The following is a 16,967-nucleotide window of genomic DNA, read 5'->3' as shown; positions in this document are numbered from 1 at the left end:
ATCCATACGCGTCCACCGGCGACCGGGCCGATACCGCCTCCATGCGAAGTACGATCACGCCTCCGGCGCGGTCACCAGACCCGACTCGTAGGCGATGACGACCAGTTGCGCCCGGTCGCGGGCGTGCAGTTTGGACATCGCCCGGTTGACATGGGTCTTGGCGGTCATCGGGCTTATCGCCATGGCCCCGGCGACCTCGTCGTTCGACAAACCGTGCGCGACGAGGGTGACCGCCTCCCGCTCCCGGTTGGTGAGCGTCCCCAGCGCCGTACCCGCCGGTACCAGTGGCGGGCGGCTGACGTACCTGCCGATCAGTTTCCGGGTGATCGACGGCGCCAGCAGCGCGTCCCCGCGCGCCGCCACCCGCACCGCGTGCACCAGGTCCTCCGGCAGGATGTCCTTGACGAGGAACCCGGCCGCCCCGGCGCGCAACGCGTGGAAGACGTACTCGTCGAAACCGTAGTTGGTGAGGATGACGACGTGGACGCCCGACAGGGCGCGATCCGCGGCGATGCGCCGGGTGGCCTCGATCCCGTCGACGACGGGCATCCTGATGTCGATGAGCGCGACGTCTGGCAGGAGTCGCCTCGCCAGGGCGACGCCCTCCTCACCGTCGGCGCCCTCCGCCACCACCTCGATGTCGGTCTCGATGTCCAACAGGGCACGGAAACCACTGCGCAACAACGGCTGGTCGTCCACCAGCAGGACCCGGATCATCCGTGACGCACCGGGAGTTCGGCCCTGACCGAGAAGCCGCCGCCGTCACGTGGCCCGGCCCGCAGACTGCCGCCCAGGGCGGTGATCCGCTCTCGCATTCCCAGCAGTCCCGCCCCCGGCGTCACCACGACGTCCGGGGTGGCCCGCCCGTCGTCCTCGACACGAACCACCAGGGCGTCGGTCCGGTAGTCGATCCGCACGGACGCGCCGGACGCCCCGGCATGCCGGTTCACGTTGGTCAGCGACTCCTGCACGATGCGGTACGCGGTGCGGTCGACGGCCGCCGGAACCTCGCATCGGATTCCGGTGGTCGTCAACTCCACGGCGAGACCGGTACCCCTGGCATCCGCGACGAGCTCCGGGACGTCGCCGAGCCCCCGGGGCGGCGAGGTCCCGTCGTCCCGCAACGCCTCCAATGTGGCGCGCAACTCCCGGTTCGCCTCCCGCCCGGCCTTCTGGATGGCGAGCACCGCCGCCGGTACCGGTTCGCCCCGTCGCCGGGCGACGTGCACCACGGCCTCGGCCTGCACCTTGATGATCGATATCTGGTGGATGAGCGAGTCGTGCAACTCCCGGGCGATGTGCAGGCGCTCCTCGTCGGCGCGGCGGCGCGCGACCTCCTCCCGGGTACGTTCCGCCTCCTCGGCCCGCCGCTCGGCCTGCCGCAGCGCCTCACCGGCGGCCCCGGCCGCCACCAGCCACGCGATCTCCAACGCGCGCCGGGCGTGGGCGAACGCCTCCCCCACCGCCCAGTCGTCGGGGGACGCCAGTATCGCGAGCGGCAGGGCGGCCAGCACCACCACGGACCCGATCACCGCGACGACCCGATGACCCGCGCGGACCACCGCGTACACCGCGAACAGGAACGCGACCGCCGGGACGTCGAACCCCACCGCCTGGTAGCCGACAGCACAGGCACCCGTCACTGCGAGGACCATCACGGGCGCCCGTCGGCGCAGTACCAGTACCAGGCCGCTGAGGGCCAGCAGGGCGTACCCCGGCAGGCCCGCACCGACGGCGGAATGACCGGTGGACACGCCCACGACGAGCAGCACCACCGTCACACCGCCGGTGACCACCCAGTCGGTGACGCCCGGGGACATCGCCCATCGTCTCCTGTCCATGGGCGCACCTTAGCCACGTACGGACGCCGGCGAATCGCGCCTGCGGATGAGCGGGCACTACCGCGCTCGCGGTAGTGCCCGCAGGGTGTACCGCGAAGGCGGCACGGCTCCACGGCAGGCGTGGCAGGCCGTTTCCCGTTCCGTGGCAGGAGGTCCGGGGCCTCCTGCGGCGACATGATCGGACTGCGGCGCGTCGGGCGTCGCGGCTGCGAGGAGGAGAACGAGATGGAGTCCACGGAACTGTTGGCGGCGGCCGGTCTGCTCACGATGAGCGCCGGAAGGATCGGGGCGTTCGTGGCCGCGGCCTCGGGACTGGCCGGGATCGTGGTGGGAGTCCTGGCGGTCACGCGCCCCCGGTCACGGGTCGGGGTGGCCTCCGGGGTACGAGGCGCTGCCGTGGCGGTGACCGCCGGGACGATCGGGATCGCCCTCGCGACCGTCGTGATGGTGACATCCGACGCCGGCATCGGCACCGGCAACGGCCGGGGTGGGGCGTACCTGGCCGCCGTGTTGAGCGTGGCGGCACTGGCGGTCGGCGCGTTCGCGCTCGTCCGGTCCCGTCGAGGACACCGCGCCGACTGAACGAGGCGTCTCCTGTGGACGACCGAGGGCGCGTCCGCACCGGGCCGCGCCCTCCCCGCCTGCCCAGACCGCCCGGTGCCGCATGGCTGCTCACACGTGTCCGTCTTGTCATGGCTCATGCGTGATTGAGAGGACGTGACGGGGACCAGGCGGGCACGCGGTCACGGTCGCGACGCGTGTCACACGGCACCTCACCGAGGTGACACGGGACGGTGGAAGGCGGCATCCTGTCAACCGGCAGTGACAGCCGACATCGACACCGGTTCACCGACCACCCCCGTAGACCCACCCCCTGAGCGCTGAGAGGCCCGCCCATGACGATCGAGATCTCCGACGCGGACGCGGCCCCCGCCCTCCACGACGCGCCCAGGCGCCAGGCCGGGAACTCGGCCGCCTTCTGGGCCGCGACCGGTATCGCACGTGGCCACGAGGTGATCCGCCGCCCGGGTTACCTCGCCGTCGCCGGGGACGCACGGGCCGGGCTCCGCGTCCTCATCCAGGAACCCGGCCTCGACGCCGACACCGTCGCCGAGATCACCGCACTCGCCCACCGCGCGTCCGGGCCGGTGGACGCCGAGGACCCGTTCAGCGCGACGGACCTGAGTCACCTCGGAATGCGGCACTGGCAGATGCCCGTCATGCTGCGTCCCGCCGGTCCCGCCGCCGCGCCCACGATGGACGTCACCCGGGTCCGCGACTCCGCGGACCTGTACGCGGCCGAGCAGGCCGTCATCGCCGGCTTCGAACTGGCCAGGTTCGAGCCCCACCGGCCCGGGGAGATGTTCCCGCCGTCGCTCATCACGCAGCCAGGGGTCGACGTGTTCGTCGCCCGCATCGACGGCGAGGTCGCGGGTGCGTGCGTCACCGTGGTCCACGAGGGCTACGGGAGTCACTACTGGGTGGGTACCCCACCGGCCTTCCGCTCACGTGGCGTCGGCCGGGCGGTCATGCTCGGTTCGCTCGCTCACCTCGCCCGGGTGCCCGTCACCCTGACCGCCTCCCGGTTGGGACGGCCGTTGTACGAATCGCTGGGCTTCACCGCCGCGACGCCGTCGACCTGGTGGTCTCGCCGGTGACGGTGAACGGAACACCCATCGGGTGGTACCGCGCGTGCCGGTGACCCGGTCAGGACAGGTCGTCGACGGCCTGTCGCACGGCTGCGGCGATCCGGTCGACATCGGCCGTGGTGGTGCGCCAATTGCTGAAGGCACCACGTATCGCCGGAATCTCCAGATGATGCGTCGGTGTCAGGAAGGTCTCCGCCGATTCGGCCACCGACCGCAACACGGCGGCGATCCTCGCCTCGGTCGGGTTCTCGGCGAGCGTGAAGCACACGGTGTGGAGTCCGACCGGCGCCAACAGGCGCATCCGGGGTGACGCGGTGAGCAGTTCGCCCAACCGGTGGGCCGCCGAGATGTTGCGTTCGACGATCTCCCGGTGTCCCTGTCGGCCGTACGCGGTGAGGGTGAACCACGCGGCCAGTGCACGAAGCCGTCGGGAGTTCTCCGGCGTGAGGTGCAGGAAGTCGGGCGAGTCGCCCGGATCGCCGAGGTAGGCGGCGTGGTTCTGGAAGACCCTGGTCTGTAGGTCGCGACGGCGGGTGAACTGGACGGCCGAGTCGTAGGGCACGTTCAACCACTTGTGGAGGTCCACGCAGACGGAGTCCGCCTGGTCGAGGCCGTTCACCAGATGCGCGTAGGTGGGTGAGACGGCCGCGAACCCTCCGAAGGCCGCGTCGACGTGCAGCCAGAACGGGTACTCACGGCGAAGCGCGGCGACGGCGGTGAGGTCGTCGAAGTCCGCCGTGTTGACGGTTCCGGCGTTGGCGACGACGACGGCGGGGCGTCCGCCGAGGGATTCCAGTTCGGCGCGCAACGCGGTGGGGTCCACGGCCTCCCGATCCCGGAGGGTCGGCACGACCCGCAGCGAGTCACGACCGAGACCCAACATCGACAGTGCCTTGTAGACGCTCGAATGTGGTGTGCCCGACAACACCGTCACGGCGCCGAGGGCCGCGACGCCCGCCTCGGCCACCGAAACCCCCATGCGTTCACCAAGCCATTCCCGGGCGATGGCCAGTCCGACCATGTTGGACATCGTCGCCCCGGTGACGAAACTGCCCGAGAACGCCGGATCCAGTCCGAGCAGCTCGGCGAGCCAGGCGGTCGTGTGGCGCTCCAACGCATTCGCCGACGACCGGCCGTCACCTGCGGCGTTCTGGTCGCACACGCTCGTCAACCAGTCTCCGGCGACGGCCGCCGGAGTCGCACCACCCGTGACGAACCCGAGGTAACGCGGACCGGCACTGGCCGAGAAACCCGGTGCCCACCGTCGCGCGAAGGCGTCGAGCGCACCGGCCAGGCCGTACCCCCGCTCGGGCAACGGCTCGGGTTCCGGCGTCGTAACCGGCGCCACCGCCGGCGCGGTGTCCAGTCCCTCCACGTACTCGGTGGCGTGCCGCAGTGTCGCCGCCAGCAGCGCGGTGAACTCCGCGCGGTCCTGCGAGAGAATCGGGTCCACGGTGTTCCCTTCCGGAGGCGGGCGCCGTCGGTCGCCGCCTCGGGAAACCTACCTCGCCGACCGTGGCGGCATCTCGGTCGGCGGCGTCGCGTTCACACCGCTTCGCTCCCGTACGATCGGGCGGCCCCCTCACCCGTTGCGGGCGAACCCGCGGTGGCGAGCCGCCACCCGACCCGAGGGGGAACCGTTGATCGAGTACACCGAGGACGTCATGACCCTCGACGAGGGCGCGTTGACCGGCTTCTTCGTCGGCTGGCCGAGCGCACCGTCGCCGGCGCAACACCTGGCGGTGCTGCGGGGCAGCCACCGCGCGGTACTGGCGGTGGACACCGGGGCCGCGCGGGTGGTCGGTTTCGTCAACATGATCAGCGACGGGGTGCTCACCGCGTTCATCCCCTGGCTGGAGGTGTTGCCGGACTGGCAGGGCAGGGGGATCGGCACGGAGTTGATGCGACGGATCCTCGCCCACTGCGACGACCTCTACTCGGTGGACCTGTCGTGCGACCGGCGACTCCTGCCGTACTACGCGCGGCTGGGCATGCGAGAGGTGTCGGCGGCGGCCGTCCGGCACCCGGCCGTCCTGCACGGCGATGTACCCGGCGCCTGACCTCTCGTGTACCCGGCACACCCGGCGCCGCAGGCGATCCACTCACCGTCCCGCACCGTCCGCCGATCCCCGATCGGAACCGGGCCGCCCGGACGGGCCGCGCCGCCGTCACTCGGGCGGCGGCGGGGGTAGGACCACGGTGAATACCATGCCGCCCCCGTCGGTGCGGGCCTCGGCGGTGACGGTGCCCCGATGTGCCCGTGCGATCGCCTGCACGATGGACAGTCCGAGTCCGGCGTTGGACGAGTCGCTCCGGTCCAGACGACGGAACGGTTCGAACAGTGTGGCCACCTCCGACGGGGCCACCACCGGACCGGGGTTCTCCACGGTCAACACCGCGCGTCCGTCCGCGTCGGTGCCTCCCGTGACGGTCACCCAGCCGTCCACCGGCCGGTTGTACCGGGCGGCGTTCTCGACGAGGTTGCGCACCAGGTGTTCCAGCAACACCGGGTCACCGGTCGTTGCGGCCTCCGCCACCCGGCAGTCGATCGGCGGGCCGTTCGGGGAGACGGTCGCCACGACGTGGTCGACGATGTCTGCCAGGTCCACATAAGACGGCTCTGTGACCTCCCGGTCCGACCGGACCAACAACAGCAGTCCCTGGATCAGGCGCTCGTGCCTGCCGTTGACCTCCAGGAGGGTCTCGGCCAACCGCGCCGCCGACGAGGAGTCCGGTTCCCGCCGGAGCGCCAGCTCCAACAACGCCCGGTTGACCGCCAGCGGGGTCCGCAGTTCGTGTGAGGCGTTGCCGATGAACCTGCGCTGCCCGTCGAACGACTGATCGAGCCTGGCGAGCATGAGATCGAAGGTGTCGGCCAGCTCCTTGATCTCGTCGGCCGGGCCGACGGCACCGATGCGTTCGTGCAGACCGCGGTCGGCGGCTGGGGCGTCGGCTATCCGGCGGGCGGTCTCGGTGATCCGGTGAAGCGGACGCAGCAACCTGCCGGCGACCACCCATCCGGCGGCCACGGCGACCGCGCTCACCAGCAGCACCGCGATCGCGCCCTGGGTCATGAGCGCGTCCATGGCGCCCCGCCAGGTGTCCTCGATGCTCTCGTCGACGTGCTTGGGACCGGTCACCCCGGTGACCGGCGAGTCGACGGAGTTCAGCGACGGCTCAGGATCACGCCGTGACACCAGCGCGTAGGTGATGCCCAGCACGGCGACGCCGGCCACCAGGAGCAGCCCGCCGTAGACGAGGGTGAGCCTGGCACGGATCGTCAGCCTCGCGTTCACCGGATCCGGTACCCCACTCCGTTGTCGGTCACGATGAGGTCCGGTGCGCCGAGTTTGCGACGTAGTTTCAGGATCGCCATTCGCACCGCCTGGCTGAACGGGTCGGCGTGTTCGTCCCACACCTTCTCCATCAGGTGTTCAGCGGACACGGGCGCACCGTCGGCGCGCAACAGTTCGGTCAACACCCCGAACTCCTTGCGGGACAACGGGACGTACCGGCCGTCGCGATACACCTCCCGCCGGTACGGGTCGAGCCGGATCCCGGACCGCTCCAGCACCGGCGGCACCGCCGGGCGGGAACGGCGACCCAACGCGGTGACCCGCGCCGACAACTCCGCGAACGCGAACGGCTTGGGGAGGTAGTCGTCGGCGCCCAGGCTCAGACCGCTCACCCGGTCCTCGACACCCGCCGCCGCCGTCAGCATCAGGACCCGGGGCCCCATCACGTCGGCGTTGATCTCGGCGCACACCCGGTCCCCGTGGACCCCGGGGAGGTCGCGGTCCAGAACCACGACGTCGTAGTCGTTGACCCCCAGTCTCTCCAGCGCCGCTGCCCCGTCGTCCACCACGTCGACCGCGTGCGCGTCGGCGCGCAACCAATCGGCGACCGCGTCCGCCAACAGCCGCTCGTCCTCGACCACCAGAATCCGCATCACCTCATCCTGCCCGGCCCGATGTTGCGTCGGCGTCACCGTTCTCGGTTACGTCCACGCAACACGTCGACGGGTGGACTGTGCGCACACGGCCGGGATCCGCCGGCCGCTGACGAGAGGTGCAACCGTGAGAACGAGGATCGCGATGGCGACCGGATTCCTGCTACTGGCCGCGCTGACGGCCTGCGGCGGTGAACCCGAACCGAGTGAGGGCTCCACCGGTGAACTCGCCGACACTCCCGACAACGCCGACGAGATGGCGCTGGCGTTCGCAGAATGCATGAGGGAACACGGCGTGGACATGCCCGACCCGACGTTCGACGAGGAGGGCGGTGCGGACATCTCGCTGCCCGACGGCGTGGACGACGAGACACTGCGCGCGGCGGAGGAGGCCTGTAAGGAGTTCCTGCCTCACGGCGGCGAGCCGCCGAAGATCGACCCGGAGGTGTTGGAGGCGCTGCACGAGTACGCCCGGTGCATGCGCGAGAACGGGGTGCCCGACTTCCCCGACCCGGACGAGAACGGCGGGTTCGCGTTGGACGGTGACGAGTTCCCGCCGGACGACCCGACCATCATGGCCGCCGAGGAGGTGTGCCGGGACCTCATGCCCGGTACGCCGGGCGACGGCGGTCCGGGGGCCGGCGAATGAGCCGCCGCAGATCCCCGGGACGACGGCGCAGGAAGGTGGCGGTGGCCGCCACCGTGGTCGTCGCACTGGGCGGCGCCGCCGCCGCGGCCACCGGTGTCGACCTGACGCCCTCACCCGGGAACACCGCCGATGGCACCGCCGCCGATCCGCCCGCCGAGACCGCCGAGGTGACCCGGCAGACGTTGGTGGAGACCCGCACCGAGTCGGGCCGGCTCGGATTCGGCGAGACCACCACCGCCACGGCCCGCATCGACGGCACGCTGACCGGCCTGCCCGACGTCGGTGACGTGGTCGACCGAGGCGAGGCCATGTACAGCGTCGACGACGCCCCGGTGGTCCTGCTCCACGGTTCGCTTCCGGCGTATCGCACGCTCGAACCCGGTGTCGAGGGCGACGACGTCGCACAGTTCGAGGAGAATCTGGCCGCATTGGGGTACGAGTGGTTCACCGTCGACGACACCTTCGACTGGGCGACCGCCGCGGCGGTGACGGCGTGGCAGCGCGACCTCGGATGGCGGCGGACGGGCACCGTCGATCCCGGCCGGATCGTCTACGCCGAAGGGGCGGTCCGTGTCGGCGCACATCAGGCCGCCGTCGGTGACCTGCTGACGACGGGTACCGCGCTGTTCGGTTACACCGCCACCGACCGGGTCGTGGAGGTCGACCTCGACACCTCCGACCGGGACGTCGCCGAGACCGGAACCGCGGTGGAGGTGACACTGCCCGACGGCACCACGATAGCCGGTAAGGTGGTCGACGCCGAATCGGTGGTGGACACCGCCGAGGACGACTCCGAACAGGACCGCACGGTGCTGAGGGTGACCGTCGCGGTGGACGAGGAGGCACTGACCGGACTGGACGAGGCGGTCCTGTCGGTGGGTTTCGCGGTGTCGCGGCGGGAGGACGTGTTGACGGTTCCGGTGGCGGCGCTACTGGCGTCGGCGGAGGGTGGATACGCCGTGGAAGTCGTCACGGACGGACGGACCCGGTTGTTGCCGGTGGAACTCGGCCTGTTCGCGGACGGCCGTGTCGAGGTGACCGGTGAGGGACTGGCTCCGGGGATGACGGTGGGGATGCCGTCGTGACCATCGTGGAACTCGAAGGGGTCGGCAAGACCTACCCCGGCGACGTCACGGCACTCCGCGACGTCGATCTCACCGTCCAACCCGGCGAACTGCTGGCCATCGTGGGACCGTCCGGTTCCGGCAAGTCGACCATGCTCAACCTGATCGGCACGCTCGACCGGCCGTCGAGGGGGACCGTACGCATCGACGGTCACGACGTCGGTGTGCTGTCCGACCGGAGATTGTCGGCGCTGCGGGCCCACCGGATCGGGTTCGTGTTCCAGCAGTTCCACCTGGCGTCGGGGACACCGGTACTCGACAACGTCGCCGACGGCCTGCTGTACCGGGGCCTCCCGCTTCGGAGGCGGCGCGACCTCGCCGCCGAGTGGCTGGAACGGGTCGGACTCGGCCACCGGCTGGACCACATGCCGACCGAACTGTCGGGCGGCGAACGGCAACGCGTCGCCATCGCCCGCGCCGTCGCCGGATCGCCGGGGCTGCTCCTGGCCGACGAACCTACCGGCAATCTCGACTCCGCGTCGGGGGACGGCGTGATGGCGCTGTTGAGGGAACTGCACTCCGGCGGCACCACCGTCCTGATCATCACGCACGACCGGGACCTGGCGGCGGGACTGCCCCGCAGGGTCGCCGTGCGAGACGGGCGGGTGGTGTGATGGCACCGCCACCCTCTCACCACCGGTTGCGGCCGGCAGACGTGTTCCGGGTCGGTTCGGCCGGGCTGCGGACCCGCCCGCTGCGGGCGTTCCTGTCGGCGTTGGGCATCGCGATCGGGATCGCCGCGATGATCGCCGTCGTGGGGATCTCCGCCTCGGGAAGGCTCCAACTGGATCGGCAGCTCGCGGCACTCGGCACCGGCCTGCTGACCGTCACCGCCGGCACCGGCATCGACGGCGAGGAGATCCCGCTACCGGTCGAATCGGTGTCGATGATCGACCGGATCCCGGGCGTCGACCGGGCTGCCGCGATCGGCAGGCTCCCCGACGCCAAGGTGTACCGCACCGATCTCATCCCCGAGGAGCAGTCCGGCGGAATGTCCGTCTACGCGGCGGAACTGGGCGTGGCCGCCACCGTCGGAGCCGGCCTGGCGGAGGGTACCTGGCTCAACGCGGCGCTGGCGGAGTATCCGGCGGTCGTACTGGGTGCGCGTGCGGCCGAACGCCTCGGCATCGCCCACGCGCGGCACGAGGTCAGCGTCCTGATCGGCGGCGAGTGGTTCACGGTCGTGGGGATCCTGCGGCCCGCACCGTTGGCGCCCGAACTGGACACGGCGGCGTTGGTCGGCTGGCAGGCCGCGCAACGCCATCTGGGCTTCGACGGGCATCCCACCGTCGTGTACACCCGGTCGTCCGACGAGGACGTCACAGAGGTCCGGGAACTACTCCCGGCGACCGCCAACCCGCAGGAGCCGGGTGCGGTCCTGGTGTCCCGGCCGTCCGACGCGTTGGCCGCCAGGCAGGCCACCGACGAGGCGTTCACCGCGCTGCTTCTGGGCCTGGGTGGCGTCGCACTCCTGGTGGGGGGTGTCGGCGTCGCCAACACGATGGTCATCTCGGTGCTGGAACGCCGCTCCGAGGTGGGACTGCGGCGTTCACTCGGGGCGACTCGGGGCCAGATCCGGCTGCAGTTCTCCGCCGAGTCGGTGCTGCTGTCACTGTTGGGCGGCGTCGGCGGGGTGCTACTGGGCACCGCGGTGACGGCGGCCTACGCCACCCTGCAGGACTGGCCGGTGGCGGTGCCGCCGTGGGCCACGGTCGGCAGCGCGGTCGCGACGGTCCTGATCGGCGTGATCGCCGGCCTGTATCCGGCGATCCGCGCGGCCCGCCTGTCCCCCACCGAGGCACTGGCCACCACATGACGGCGCACGGTGCGCGTCCACGACGGTGGACGCGCACCGTGCGGTGGTCGGCGCTCCCTATGCGAGTGCCGCGTCGAGTGCGGTACCGAATTCCTGGACGGCCATGTCGACGACCACACCGTCGATGGTCACGTGGGGGATCCCCGCCACGCCCGCCTCCGTGGCGCTCGCCGTGACGTCCTGTGCCCAGACCCGATAGGTACCGGCCATGACACAGTCGGTGAATCCGGAACCCAACCCGGTCTGCTCTCCGAGGGCCGCCAGGGCCGCGTCGTCGAGGCCGGCGGTTCCCTCGGCCGGCACGTCCGCCAACAGTGCCGCGGCGTACTCCGTGAACCCGTCCTCCTCGGCGGCGCAGGCCGACGCGGCGGCCGCACGGGTGGAGTAGTCACCACCGGCGGACCAGCTGTCGAGCAGCGCCACCGGGCGGTATATCACGATGATCGAGTTCCGTCCCGCCTCCTCGGTCAGGCGCTGGGCGTGGGCCTCGTGGAAGTCCGCACAGTGGGTGCACATGAAGTCCAGGTAGACGACGACCTCGACGTCGCCGGTGCCCTCGGTCAACCCCTGCTCCACCGCGGTCACGTCACTGGTTCCGGTGGGGGTGTCGTCACCGCTCGTATCGGAGTCGGAGGACTGGTCGAACAGGTATACGGCTCCCACCACACCACCACCCAACAGCACGACCACCAGGGCGACGATGCCGATGATGAGGCCGACGGGCGTGCCCTTCCCCGGCTGCTGCGGGGGCGGTCCATTCCACCCGGTGGGTGGTGGTGGCACGCCGGGCTGCCCGGGGGCCGGGTACTGCGGCGGCGGCATCCCGCCGGGCGGCGGAGGGGTGCCGTAGGACTGCGGCGGCATCCCGGCACCGGGTTGTTGCGGTGCACCGTACGGGTTCTGCGGTGCGGCATGGCCGGGCATGTCGCTCGCCGGTGGGGGGGACGTGCCGTCACCCGGAAGCGGCGGCATCGGCGGGGGCACCGCTCCGGGGAGGTCGTCGGGCGAGTGCTGCGCGTGGGTCATGCCACCGATCCTAGGATCACACGGCCGTTCGCCACTCCGGCAGTCCCCGGCACGCGGCACCGGGCTTTATGTACGGGAACGACGTCACCGGTCACGTATCGCGCCGCTGTGACGGTGACCGACCGATGTCGTCCGGATCCCGTCCCCGTGGAAGGGGCCGGGACCCGGACGTCTAGGTGACGGGTTCCGCCGCCAGGAACCCCTCCGCCCGCAACCACGCCTCGCACGCGGCGGTCCAGGTCGCGGTGTGAGGCTCGTGAGCGATGACCTTGTGCCCTCGACCGCCGTATTCGACACCGTCCGCCAGGCCGATTCCGTGCCCACCGCGCGGATAGACGTGCAGTTCGACCGGCGCCCCGGCCTCGGCCAGAGCACGCGCCCACTCCAGGGCGTTGGGCAGACCCGGCGGGTCCTGGGCGGTCGCCCACACGAACGTCGGGCACACCGACGCGTCCACGTGCCGGGCGGGTGACAGCTCGTCCTTGAGGGAGACGAGGTCGCCGAGCAGCCCCTCGACCGCCACCGGCGGCAGGAGGTCCAGGTCGGCCAGGGCGTAGGCGAGGATCGCGAAGTCCGGCCGTGGCGGATCCACGACGCCGTTCTCCGTCGAGAGGACGGTGCCGGTCATGACGAGCCCGGCCAGATGCCCGCCGGCGCTCGACCCGATGACGCCGACGGGACCGGTGTCGAGGCCGTGGTCGCCGTCGCGGATGTACGCGAGACCGGCCCGGGTGTCCTCAAGGGGCGCGGGCAGCCGTTCCGGCAACAGCCGGTAGTGCAGTACGAAGGCGTGCAGCCCGATCCCGGCGAGCCAACGCGCGTAACCCTCGCCCTCGTGTGGCGGGTGTTCCCGGTACGCGCCACCGGGAAGGACGAGGATCGACGGCCTGGGACCGGCGAAGCGGTCGTCGGCCGGATATACGGTGATGCGATCTGAGATGTTCGGTCGTGTGATGGAGATGGCGGTTGCCACCCTTTCAGTACGGCGCCTCCATGCCTGACGATCCGTCCGCCACCGGCACGCGACGCTCCGAAAACGATAACTGTGACGGCCGCCGGTGTCATCGTGACGTGCACCGCAGGGCCCGGCGCGTAACCGCATCGGGCCGGCGCCGTCCCGTCCGCGGTGCCCCATACCGGCGATCCTCGCTTGTGGACCGATGCCCACGGGGATCCCGACGAGGCCCGCCCTCCTCCGGCGATCCGGGACACCTTTTCGGATAGATGTCTGTGGACGGAGGCAACCATCAGGTCCCCCGAGTGCGTCTTACAGGTATGCGTTATGTGGTTGTCATGGCCCTGTCCGTTCTGGCCCTGTCGGCGTGCTCCGGAGAGCAGCCGTCGGGCGAACTCGACCGGTACGGCCAGTCGGCGTGCGACGATCTCGCCGGCTTCCTGGACGAGGGCGCCCCCGAGTCGGAGCGTGAGCTGGTACTGACCGAGGTGGTGGACAACGCGAAGTCGAGCAGTGTGGAGTCGATCGCGACCGCCGGCGGGGAACTGGAGGGCATGATCAAGTCGGACGGCTGGGAGGCGGGCACCGACGCGTTCACGGCGGCGTGCGAGGCCGAGGGCTGGCAGGCCGGCTAGATCCGTCTCACCGCGCTCCGGCAGGTTCTCGGCACCCTCGTTCACGCAGTGCCGAACGGTCCGAGGTCACCCGTCAACCGAAACGGCCGCGCCGTAGCGCGTCGCGATCGTGACGGCACGGTCCCGGAGGGAATCCCGCAGCCATTGCGGTGCGAGCGCCTCCGCATCGGTGGCCAGCTGCCACAACGCCCATTCGGCATGCCTGGCGTCCTGGAAGGTGACCTCCAGCCGCAACCGACCGTCCGCGTCGGTCTCCTCGTCGAGGACCGCCAACGCGGTGTCCACCAACTCCCGCCGTCGCAGCGGGTCCATCCGCACCAGCGCCGCGATCTGATCACCGCCGGTGCGGAATCGGGTGCTGCGTTCCCGCCAGGTCCGGTCGAGGTCGACCCGGTCGGGTCGCCGCGCGGCCTCGGGAAGTGTCTGCGCCGCGGACACTCGCGACAGTCGGTAGGTACGGTCGGCCCCTGATCTGGTCGCCAGCAGGTAACCCCGGTCGCGCACCGTGACCAGGCCGATCGGGTCCACAGTGCGCCATTTCGCGGGCCGGTCCACCGCCGCGTAGCGGATACGCAGTCGGCGCCCGGCCAGCACCGCGCGCCGGATCTCCGCCACCACGGCGTCGGGCACCTCATCGGCGGGCGCCCGGCGGGAGAGCAGGTCGGTCTCCGGGTCGATGAGCAGCCGTTCCGACAGTCCCGCAGCGGCGTCCCGGTGGCTCTCGGGCAACGCGTCGATCACCTTGAGCATGGCCGAGGCGAGCGCCGAACCCAGCCCGAACGCCTGGGCGCCGCGTCGTGATCCGGCGACGAGCAGGGCCAGCGCCTCGTCGTGGTTCAAGCCGGTGAGCTCGGTGCGGAATCCGGGAAGCAGTGAGAAGCCGCCGTGCCGGCCGCGTTCGGCGTACACCGGGACACCGGCCGCCGACAGCGCGTCGATGTCACGCAGCACGGTACGGGTGGACACCTCCAGCTCACGGGCGAGCGTCGTCGCCGACAACCGGCCGCGTTGCCGGAGCAGCAGCACCAGGGAGACCAACCGGTCGGCACGCATTCGAAAACCCTACCCAATACGTGACAGGAGGTGTCATGAATGGCTGGGAGGGTGACCACGCGACGTCGACACCGGTGGCCACCGATCGATGGACTCACGCGACCCCGATAGAACCGAATGGAGACGAAGTGACAATCGAACGTACGGCGGTCAACCCGTGGAACTGGTCGGAGAAGATGGGATTCCACCAGGGCGAAATCGTCGCCGGGCACTCCCGCACCCTGTACTGCTCCGGACAGACCGCGATGAACGCCGACGGCGAACCGCAACACCCCGGTGACATGGCCGCACAGTTGGCGCTGGCCGTCGCCAATCTGGAGGCCGTACTCGACGAGGCGGGCATGTCCCTGTCGAACCTCGTGCGGCTCAACGTCTACACCACCGACGTCGATGGCCTCTTTCCGCACTACGGCAGGTTGGCGGGCCGGTTGGCCGCCGCCGGGGTGGCGCCGCCCACCACCATGCTGGAGGTGACGCGTCTGGCGGTTCCCGGCCTGATGGTCGAACTCGAGGGCACCGCCGTAGGCTGACGGATACCCGGCCACGGGTGTGTTCCGGGCCGGAACGTGTGAGGCGGGGTGGCCGATCGGGCCGCCCCGCCGGTCTCCGCCGGGCGACCGTGCCCAGCCGGAACCGGATGACGTGCCGACTCCGGTGGACGCCCGGCGCGGCGAAAATCCCCCACTGTCGACCGGGTTCCAGGTCGTGACGTCCGCCGCGGGCGGGTTATCCACCGTAGACTCGACACATGAATCCGTTGTGGCGCTCCATGTACGGCCCGGGGCTCTTCCACGAGGCGGAACGCGCCCGGTTGTCCACCGAGGGCGACGCCCTCGTGGCCGAGGGACTCGACGGATCGCTACGCGTCCACGTCCGGCGGGCACCGGGGGTCCGGCACCGCGTCACGCTTCAGGGCGCCACGGGAGCCGTCGCCGTCACCTCGCGGCGCCTGGTGATCTTCGTCAACGGGAGCACGCGGATCGACGTCACGCACCGGGACCCGGTCCGTCGCCGCATCGACGTCCGCCTGGCAGGGGCGGATCGTGTGGAGTTCTCCTGCGCGCTCGACGTACTCCGCCCCGGATCGGAGGGGACGGTCCGGCTTCGGTTGCGCACCACTCACGCACCCGAGCTGGTACGCCGCCTCAACGGCTCCGGTTGACGGCCCGGCGCCACGACCGCGGTTCCCGGGGAACCCGACGCTGCCGGTGGGCGACTACAGGTCCAGCAGCAGGCGCAGTTCCATGTCGGTCAGCTCCTGGGTCACCGAACACAACGGTGCCAGCGGATCGGTCAGCTCGGACAGCGGAGCGGAGAAGACGTCGGTCAGCCGGATGTGGCCCTCGACCGGGTCGTCCGCGCCCAGCTCCACGCTGTAGACGCCTCCGGACGTGCGGCTGATCGGTGCGACCAACACGTTGCCGGTCGGCGCCTCGTTGTACAGCGACGCCGACAGCAGGACCACGTAGCCACGCCAGTCCTCCACCGCGTAACCGCTCCAACCGTCCATCCTGCACACGGTTCCCCTCAGCACTGTCGTCCCCTCTCCTCGGCGCCGGACGACTCTCCGGCCGACCCTTGCGGACACCACTCTGACACTACGAGGTCGAACCGGTCGTGAACGCCGTCGTGCCACGGTCGGGTTTCCCGGGGTCCGTGGCACGACGGTGGTGTTGGGTCAGGCGTCGAGTGCGGTGGTGATCTGGTCGATCATGTCGGTGGTGGTGGGGGTGGCCGGTTGGTCGCCTTGTGCGGTGGCCAGGGCGGTGGTGATGGCGGTGCGGAGGTTGTCGGCGAGGTGGGGGTCTTTGGCGTGCAGCAGGGTGATGGATTCGGTGAGGGCCGGTAGTACCCGGTCGGCGATGGCGGCGACGGATTTACCGGCGAGGTCTTTGCCCTTGGGGTGGGCGGCGAGGACGTGTCCGATGGGGCCGGTGGTCGAGGCCAGGGCGATGCTGCCGCGGGTGGCGGTCTTGTGGGGTGACCCGTTCGCGGTGGTGGCGGCGGCCATGAGGGTGACGGCGCCGTATGCGGCGATGCGGATGGTGTTCTTCTCGGTGTCGGAGAACCGGATGGCGGTGGTGTTGTTGTTGTGCGTCATGTCCGCAACTATCGAGGCCCGTCCTTTCACCGCCCTGAGCCGACACTGACACCACCACCGACACCAGACAAGGGCGACGCGCAGCGGCGTCCGGCGTGGGTTCAGGAACCGCCGACGGGTTCGGGTGTCCCGGTGGTGGCGTCGTCTCCCGCCTCGGCGGAGGATACGG

The 16,967-nt window shown here is 70.9% G+C and carries 20 protein-coding genes; 10 read left to right on the top strand and 10 right to left on the bottom strand.

Features of this window, described 5'->3' with window-relative positions; genetic code table 11:
* Positions 1–54: 54 nt before the first annotated feature.
* Together LX16_RS06235 and LX16_RS06230 are read right to left on the bottom strand one after the other, a co-directional pair.
* A complete protein-coding gene (locus tag LX16_RS06235; RefSeq protein WP_147134415.1) occupies positions 55–717 on the bottom strand; it encodes a response regulator in 663 nt (220 codons plus the stop codon).
* The gene (locus tag LX16_RS06230; protein WP_147134412.1) at positions 714–1,841 is read right to left on the bottom strand and encodes a sensor histidine kinase; all 1,128 of its coding nucleotides are present in this window, start codon (positions 1,839–1,841) and stop codon (positions 714–716) included. Before LX16_RS06230 ends, LX16_RS06235 begins: the two co-directional genes overlap by 4 nt.
* Before the next feature lie 120 nt (positions 1,842–1,961).
* Here LX16_RS06230 and LX16_RS06225 point away from each other — a divergent pair, with 120 nt between their 5' ends.
* Together LX16_RS06225 and LX16_RS06220 are read left to right on the top strand one after the other, a co-directional pair.
* Positions 1,962–2,423 (top strand): DUF6223 family protein, encoded by a 462-nt coding sequence (locus LX16_RS06225; RefSeq protein WP_211354309.1) that lies wholly within the window; start codon positions 1,962–1,964, stop codon positions 2,421–2,423.
* A gap of 314 nt (positions 2,424–2,737) precedes the next feature.
* Complete coding sequence (locus tag LX16_RS06220; RefSeq protein ID WP_147134409.1) at positions 2,738–3,499, top strand: GNAT family N-acetyltransferase; 762 nt, start codon at positions 2,738–2,740, stop codon at positions 3,497–3,499.
* 49 nt (positions 3,500–3,548) lie between these two features.
* Here the strand turns inward: LX16_RS06220 and LX16_RS06215 are convergent, their stop codons facing one another.
* Positions 3,549–4,943, bottom strand: coding sequence for a pyridoxal phosphate-dependent decarboxylase family protein (locus tag LX16_RS06215; protein WP_147134406.1), 1,395 nt, complete (start codon positions 4,941–4,943; stop codon positions 3,549–3,551).
* Positions 4,944–5,130: 187 nt separating this feature from the next.
* Between LX16_RS06215 and LX16_RS06210 the strand changes: the two genes are divergently transcribed.
* Positions 5,131–5,550, top strand: a complete 420-nt coding sequence (locus LX16_RS06210; protein ID WP_211354308.1) for a GNAT family N-acetyltransferase — start codon at positions 5,131–5,133, stop codon at positions 5,548–5,550.
* A gap of 108 nt (positions 5,551–5,658) precedes the next feature.
* Here LX16_RS06210 and LX16_RS06205 read toward each other — a convergent pair whose 3' ends face one another.
* The gene (locus LX16_RS06205) at positions 5,659–6,786 is read right to left on the bottom strand and encodes a sensor histidine kinase (protein ID WP_147134403.1); all 1,128 of its coding nucleotides are present in this window, start codon (positions 6,784–6,786) and stop codon (positions 5,659–5,661) included.
* Positions 6,783–7,439 carry a response regulator transcription factor gene (locus tag LX16_RS06200; protein WP_147134401.1) on the bottom strand — a complete coding sequence of 219 codons (657 nt, stop codon included), beginning with the start codon at positions 7,437–7,439 and terminating at the stop codon, positions 6,783–6,785. The genes LX16_RS06205 and LX16_RS06200 overlap by 4 nt, the downstream gene beginning before the upstream one ends.
* Before the next feature lie 127 nt (positions 7,440–7,566).
* Between LX16_RS06200 and LX16_RS06195 the strand changes: the two genes are divergently transcribed.
* Genes LX16_RS06195 through LX16_RS06180 form a run of 4 tightly spaced genes read left to right on the top strand, consistent with a single transcriptional unit; the run spans position 7,567 to position 11,028 of the window.
* Positions 7,567–8,088 carry a hypothetical protein gene (locus tag LX16_RS06195; RefSeq protein ID WP_147134398.1) on the top strand — a complete coding sequence of 174 codons (522 nt, stop codon included), beginning with the start codon at positions 7,567–7,569 and terminating at the stop codon, positions 8,086–8,088.
* Positions 8,085–9,173: an efflux RND transporter periplasmic adaptor subunit gene (locus tag LX16_RS06190; protein ID WP_147134395.1), complete on the top strand. Its 1,089-nt coding sequence runs from the start codon at positions 8,085–8,087 to the stop codon at positions 9,171–9,173. The genes LX16_RS06195 and LX16_RS06190 overlap by 4 nt, the downstream gene beginning before the upstream one ends.
* A 2-nt stretch (positions 9,174–9,175) precedes the next feature.
* A complete protein-coding gene (locus tag LX16_RS06185) occupies positions 9,176–9,826 on the top strand; it encodes an ATP-binding cassette domain-containing protein (protein WP_147137120.1) in 651 nt (216 codons plus the stop codon).
* Positions 9,826–11,028, top strand: coding sequence for an ABC transporter permease (locus LX16_RS06180; protein WP_147134392.1), 1,203 nt, complete (start codon positions 9,826–9,828; stop codon positions 11,026–11,028). Before LX16_RS06185 ends, LX16_RS06180 begins: the two co-directional genes overlap by 1 nt.
* A 57-nt stretch (positions 11,029–11,085) precedes the next feature.
* Here LX16_RS06180 and LX16_RS06175 read toward each other — a convergent pair whose 3' ends face one another.
* Together LX16_RS06175 and LX16_RS06170 are read right to left on the bottom strand one after the other, a co-directional pair.
* On the bottom strand, positions 11,086–12,054 hold the full coding sequence (locus LX16_RS06175; protein ID WP_147134390.1) for a DsbA family protein: 969 nt from the start codon (positions 12,052–12,054) through the stop codon (positions 11,086–11,088).
* Positions 12,055–12,226: 172 nt separating this feature from the next.
* Positions 12,227–13,027, bottom strand: a complete 801-nt coding sequence (locus tag LX16_RS06170) for an alpha/beta hydrolase (protein WP_211354307.1) — start codon at positions 13,025–13,027, stop codon at positions 12,227–12,229.
* Positions 13,028–13,347: 320 nt separating this feature from the next.
* Here LX16_RS06170 and LX16_RS06165 point away from each other — a divergent pair, with 320 nt between their 5' ends.
* Positions 13,348–13,644 (top strand): hypothetical protein, encoded by a 297-nt coding sequence (locus tag LX16_RS06165; protein WP_147134387.1) that lies wholly within the window; start codon positions 13,348–13,350, stop codon positions 13,642–13,644.
* Between the two features lie 66 nt (positions 13,645–13,710).
* Here the strand turns inward: LX16_RS06165 and LX16_RS06160 are convergent, their stop codons facing one another.
* Positions 13,711–14,697, bottom strand: a complete 987-nt coding sequence (locus LX16_RS06160; protein WP_147134384.1) for a helix-turn-helix transcriptional regulator — start codon at positions 14,695–14,697, stop codon at positions 13,711–13,713.
* 128 nt (positions 14,698–14,825) lie between these two features.
* Between LX16_RS06160 and LX16_RS06155 the strand changes: the two genes are divergently transcribed.
* Together LX16_RS06155 and LX16_RS06150 are read left to right on the top strand one after the other, a co-directional pair.
* Positions 14,826–15,227, top strand: coding sequence for a RidA family protein (locus LX16_RS06155; protein WP_147134381.1), 402 nt, complete (start codon positions 14,826–14,828; stop codon positions 15,225–15,227).
* A 218-nt stretch (positions 15,228–15,445) separates the two neighbouring features.
* On the top strand, positions 15,446–15,859 hold the full coding sequence (locus tag LX16_RS06150) for a hypothetical protein (protein WP_147134378.1): 414 nt from the start codon (positions 15,446–15,448) through the stop codon (positions 15,857–15,859).
* Positions 15,860–15,913: 54 nt separating this feature from the next.
* Here LX16_RS06150 and LX16_RS06145 read toward each other — a convergent pair whose 3' ends face one another.
* Both LX16_RS06145 and LX16_RS06140 read right to left on the bottom strand, forming a co-directional pair.
* A complete protein-coding gene (locus LX16_RS06145) occupies positions 15,914–16,231 on the bottom strand; it encodes a hypothetical protein (protein WP_147134376.1) in 318 nt (105 codons plus the stop codon).
* Positions 16,232–16,375: 144 nt separating this feature from the next.
* The gene (locus LX16_RS06140) at positions 16,376–16,798 is read right to left on the bottom strand and encodes a hypothetical protein (RefSeq protein ID WP_147134373.1); all 423 of its coding nucleotides are present in this window, start codon (positions 16,796–16,798) and stop codon (positions 16,376–16,378) included.
* Between the last annotated feature and the right edge of the window lie 169 nt (positions 16,799–16,967).

Origin of the sequence: Stackebrandtia albiflava, assembly GCF_007994225.1 — a bacterium.
Lineage (GTDB): Bacteria > Actinomycetota > Actinomycetes > Mycobacteriales > Micromonosporaceae > Stackebrandtia > Stackebrandtia albiflava.
The sequence above is the reverse complement of the archived record's forward strand: the minus strand, read 5'-3'. Positions and strand labels throughout refer to the sequence as shown.

Excerpts from the sequence above, each read along its gene's own strand:
- LX16_RS06235 (WP_147134415.1), bottom strand. The coding sequence starts at position 717 with ATGATCCGGGTCCTGCTGGTGGACGACCAGCCGTTGTTGCGCAGTGGT.
- LX16_RS06230 (WP_147134412.1), bottom strand. The coding sequence starts at position 1,841 with ATGGACAGGAGACGATGGGCGATGTCCCCGGGCGTCACCGACTGGGTG.
- LX16_RS06220 (WP_147134409.1), top strand. The coding sequence starts at position 2,738 with ATGACGATCGAGATCTCCGACGCGGACGCGGCCCCCGCCCTCCACGAC.
- LX16_RS06200 (WP_147134401.1), bottom strand. The coding sequence starts at position 7,439 with ATGCGGATTCTGGTGGTCGAGGACGAGCGGCTGTTGGCGGACGCGGTC.
- LX16_RS06190 (WP_147134395.1), top strand. The coding sequence starts at position 8,085 with ATGAGCCGCCGCAGATCCCCGGGACGACGGCGCAGGAAGGTGGCGGTG.
- LX16_RS06180 (WP_147134392.1), top strand. The coding sequence starts at position 9,826 with ATGGCACCGCCACCCTCTCACCACCGGTTGCGGCCGGCAGACGTGTTC.
- LX16_RS06175 (WP_147134390.1), bottom strand. The coding sequence starts at position 12,054 with ATGACCCACGCGCAGCACTCGCCCGACGACCTCCCCGGAGCGGTGCCC.
- LX16_RS06165 (WP_147134387.1), top strand. The coding sequence starts at position 13,348 with ATGGCCCTGTCCGTTCTGGCCCTGTCGGCGTGCTCCGGAGAGCAGCCG.
- LX16_RS06160 (WP_147134384.1), bottom strand. The coding sequence starts at position 14,697 with ATGCGTGCCGACCGGTTGGTCTCCCTGGTGCTGCTGCTCCGGCAACGC.
- LX16_RS06150 (WP_147134378.1), top strand. The coding sequence starts at position 15,446 with ATGAATCCGTTGTGGCGCTCCATGTACGGCCCGGGGCTCTTCCACGAG.
- LX16_RS06140 (WP_147134373.1), bottom strand. The coding sequence starts at position 16,798 with ATGACGCACAACAACAACACCACCGCCATCCGGTTCTCCGACACCGAG.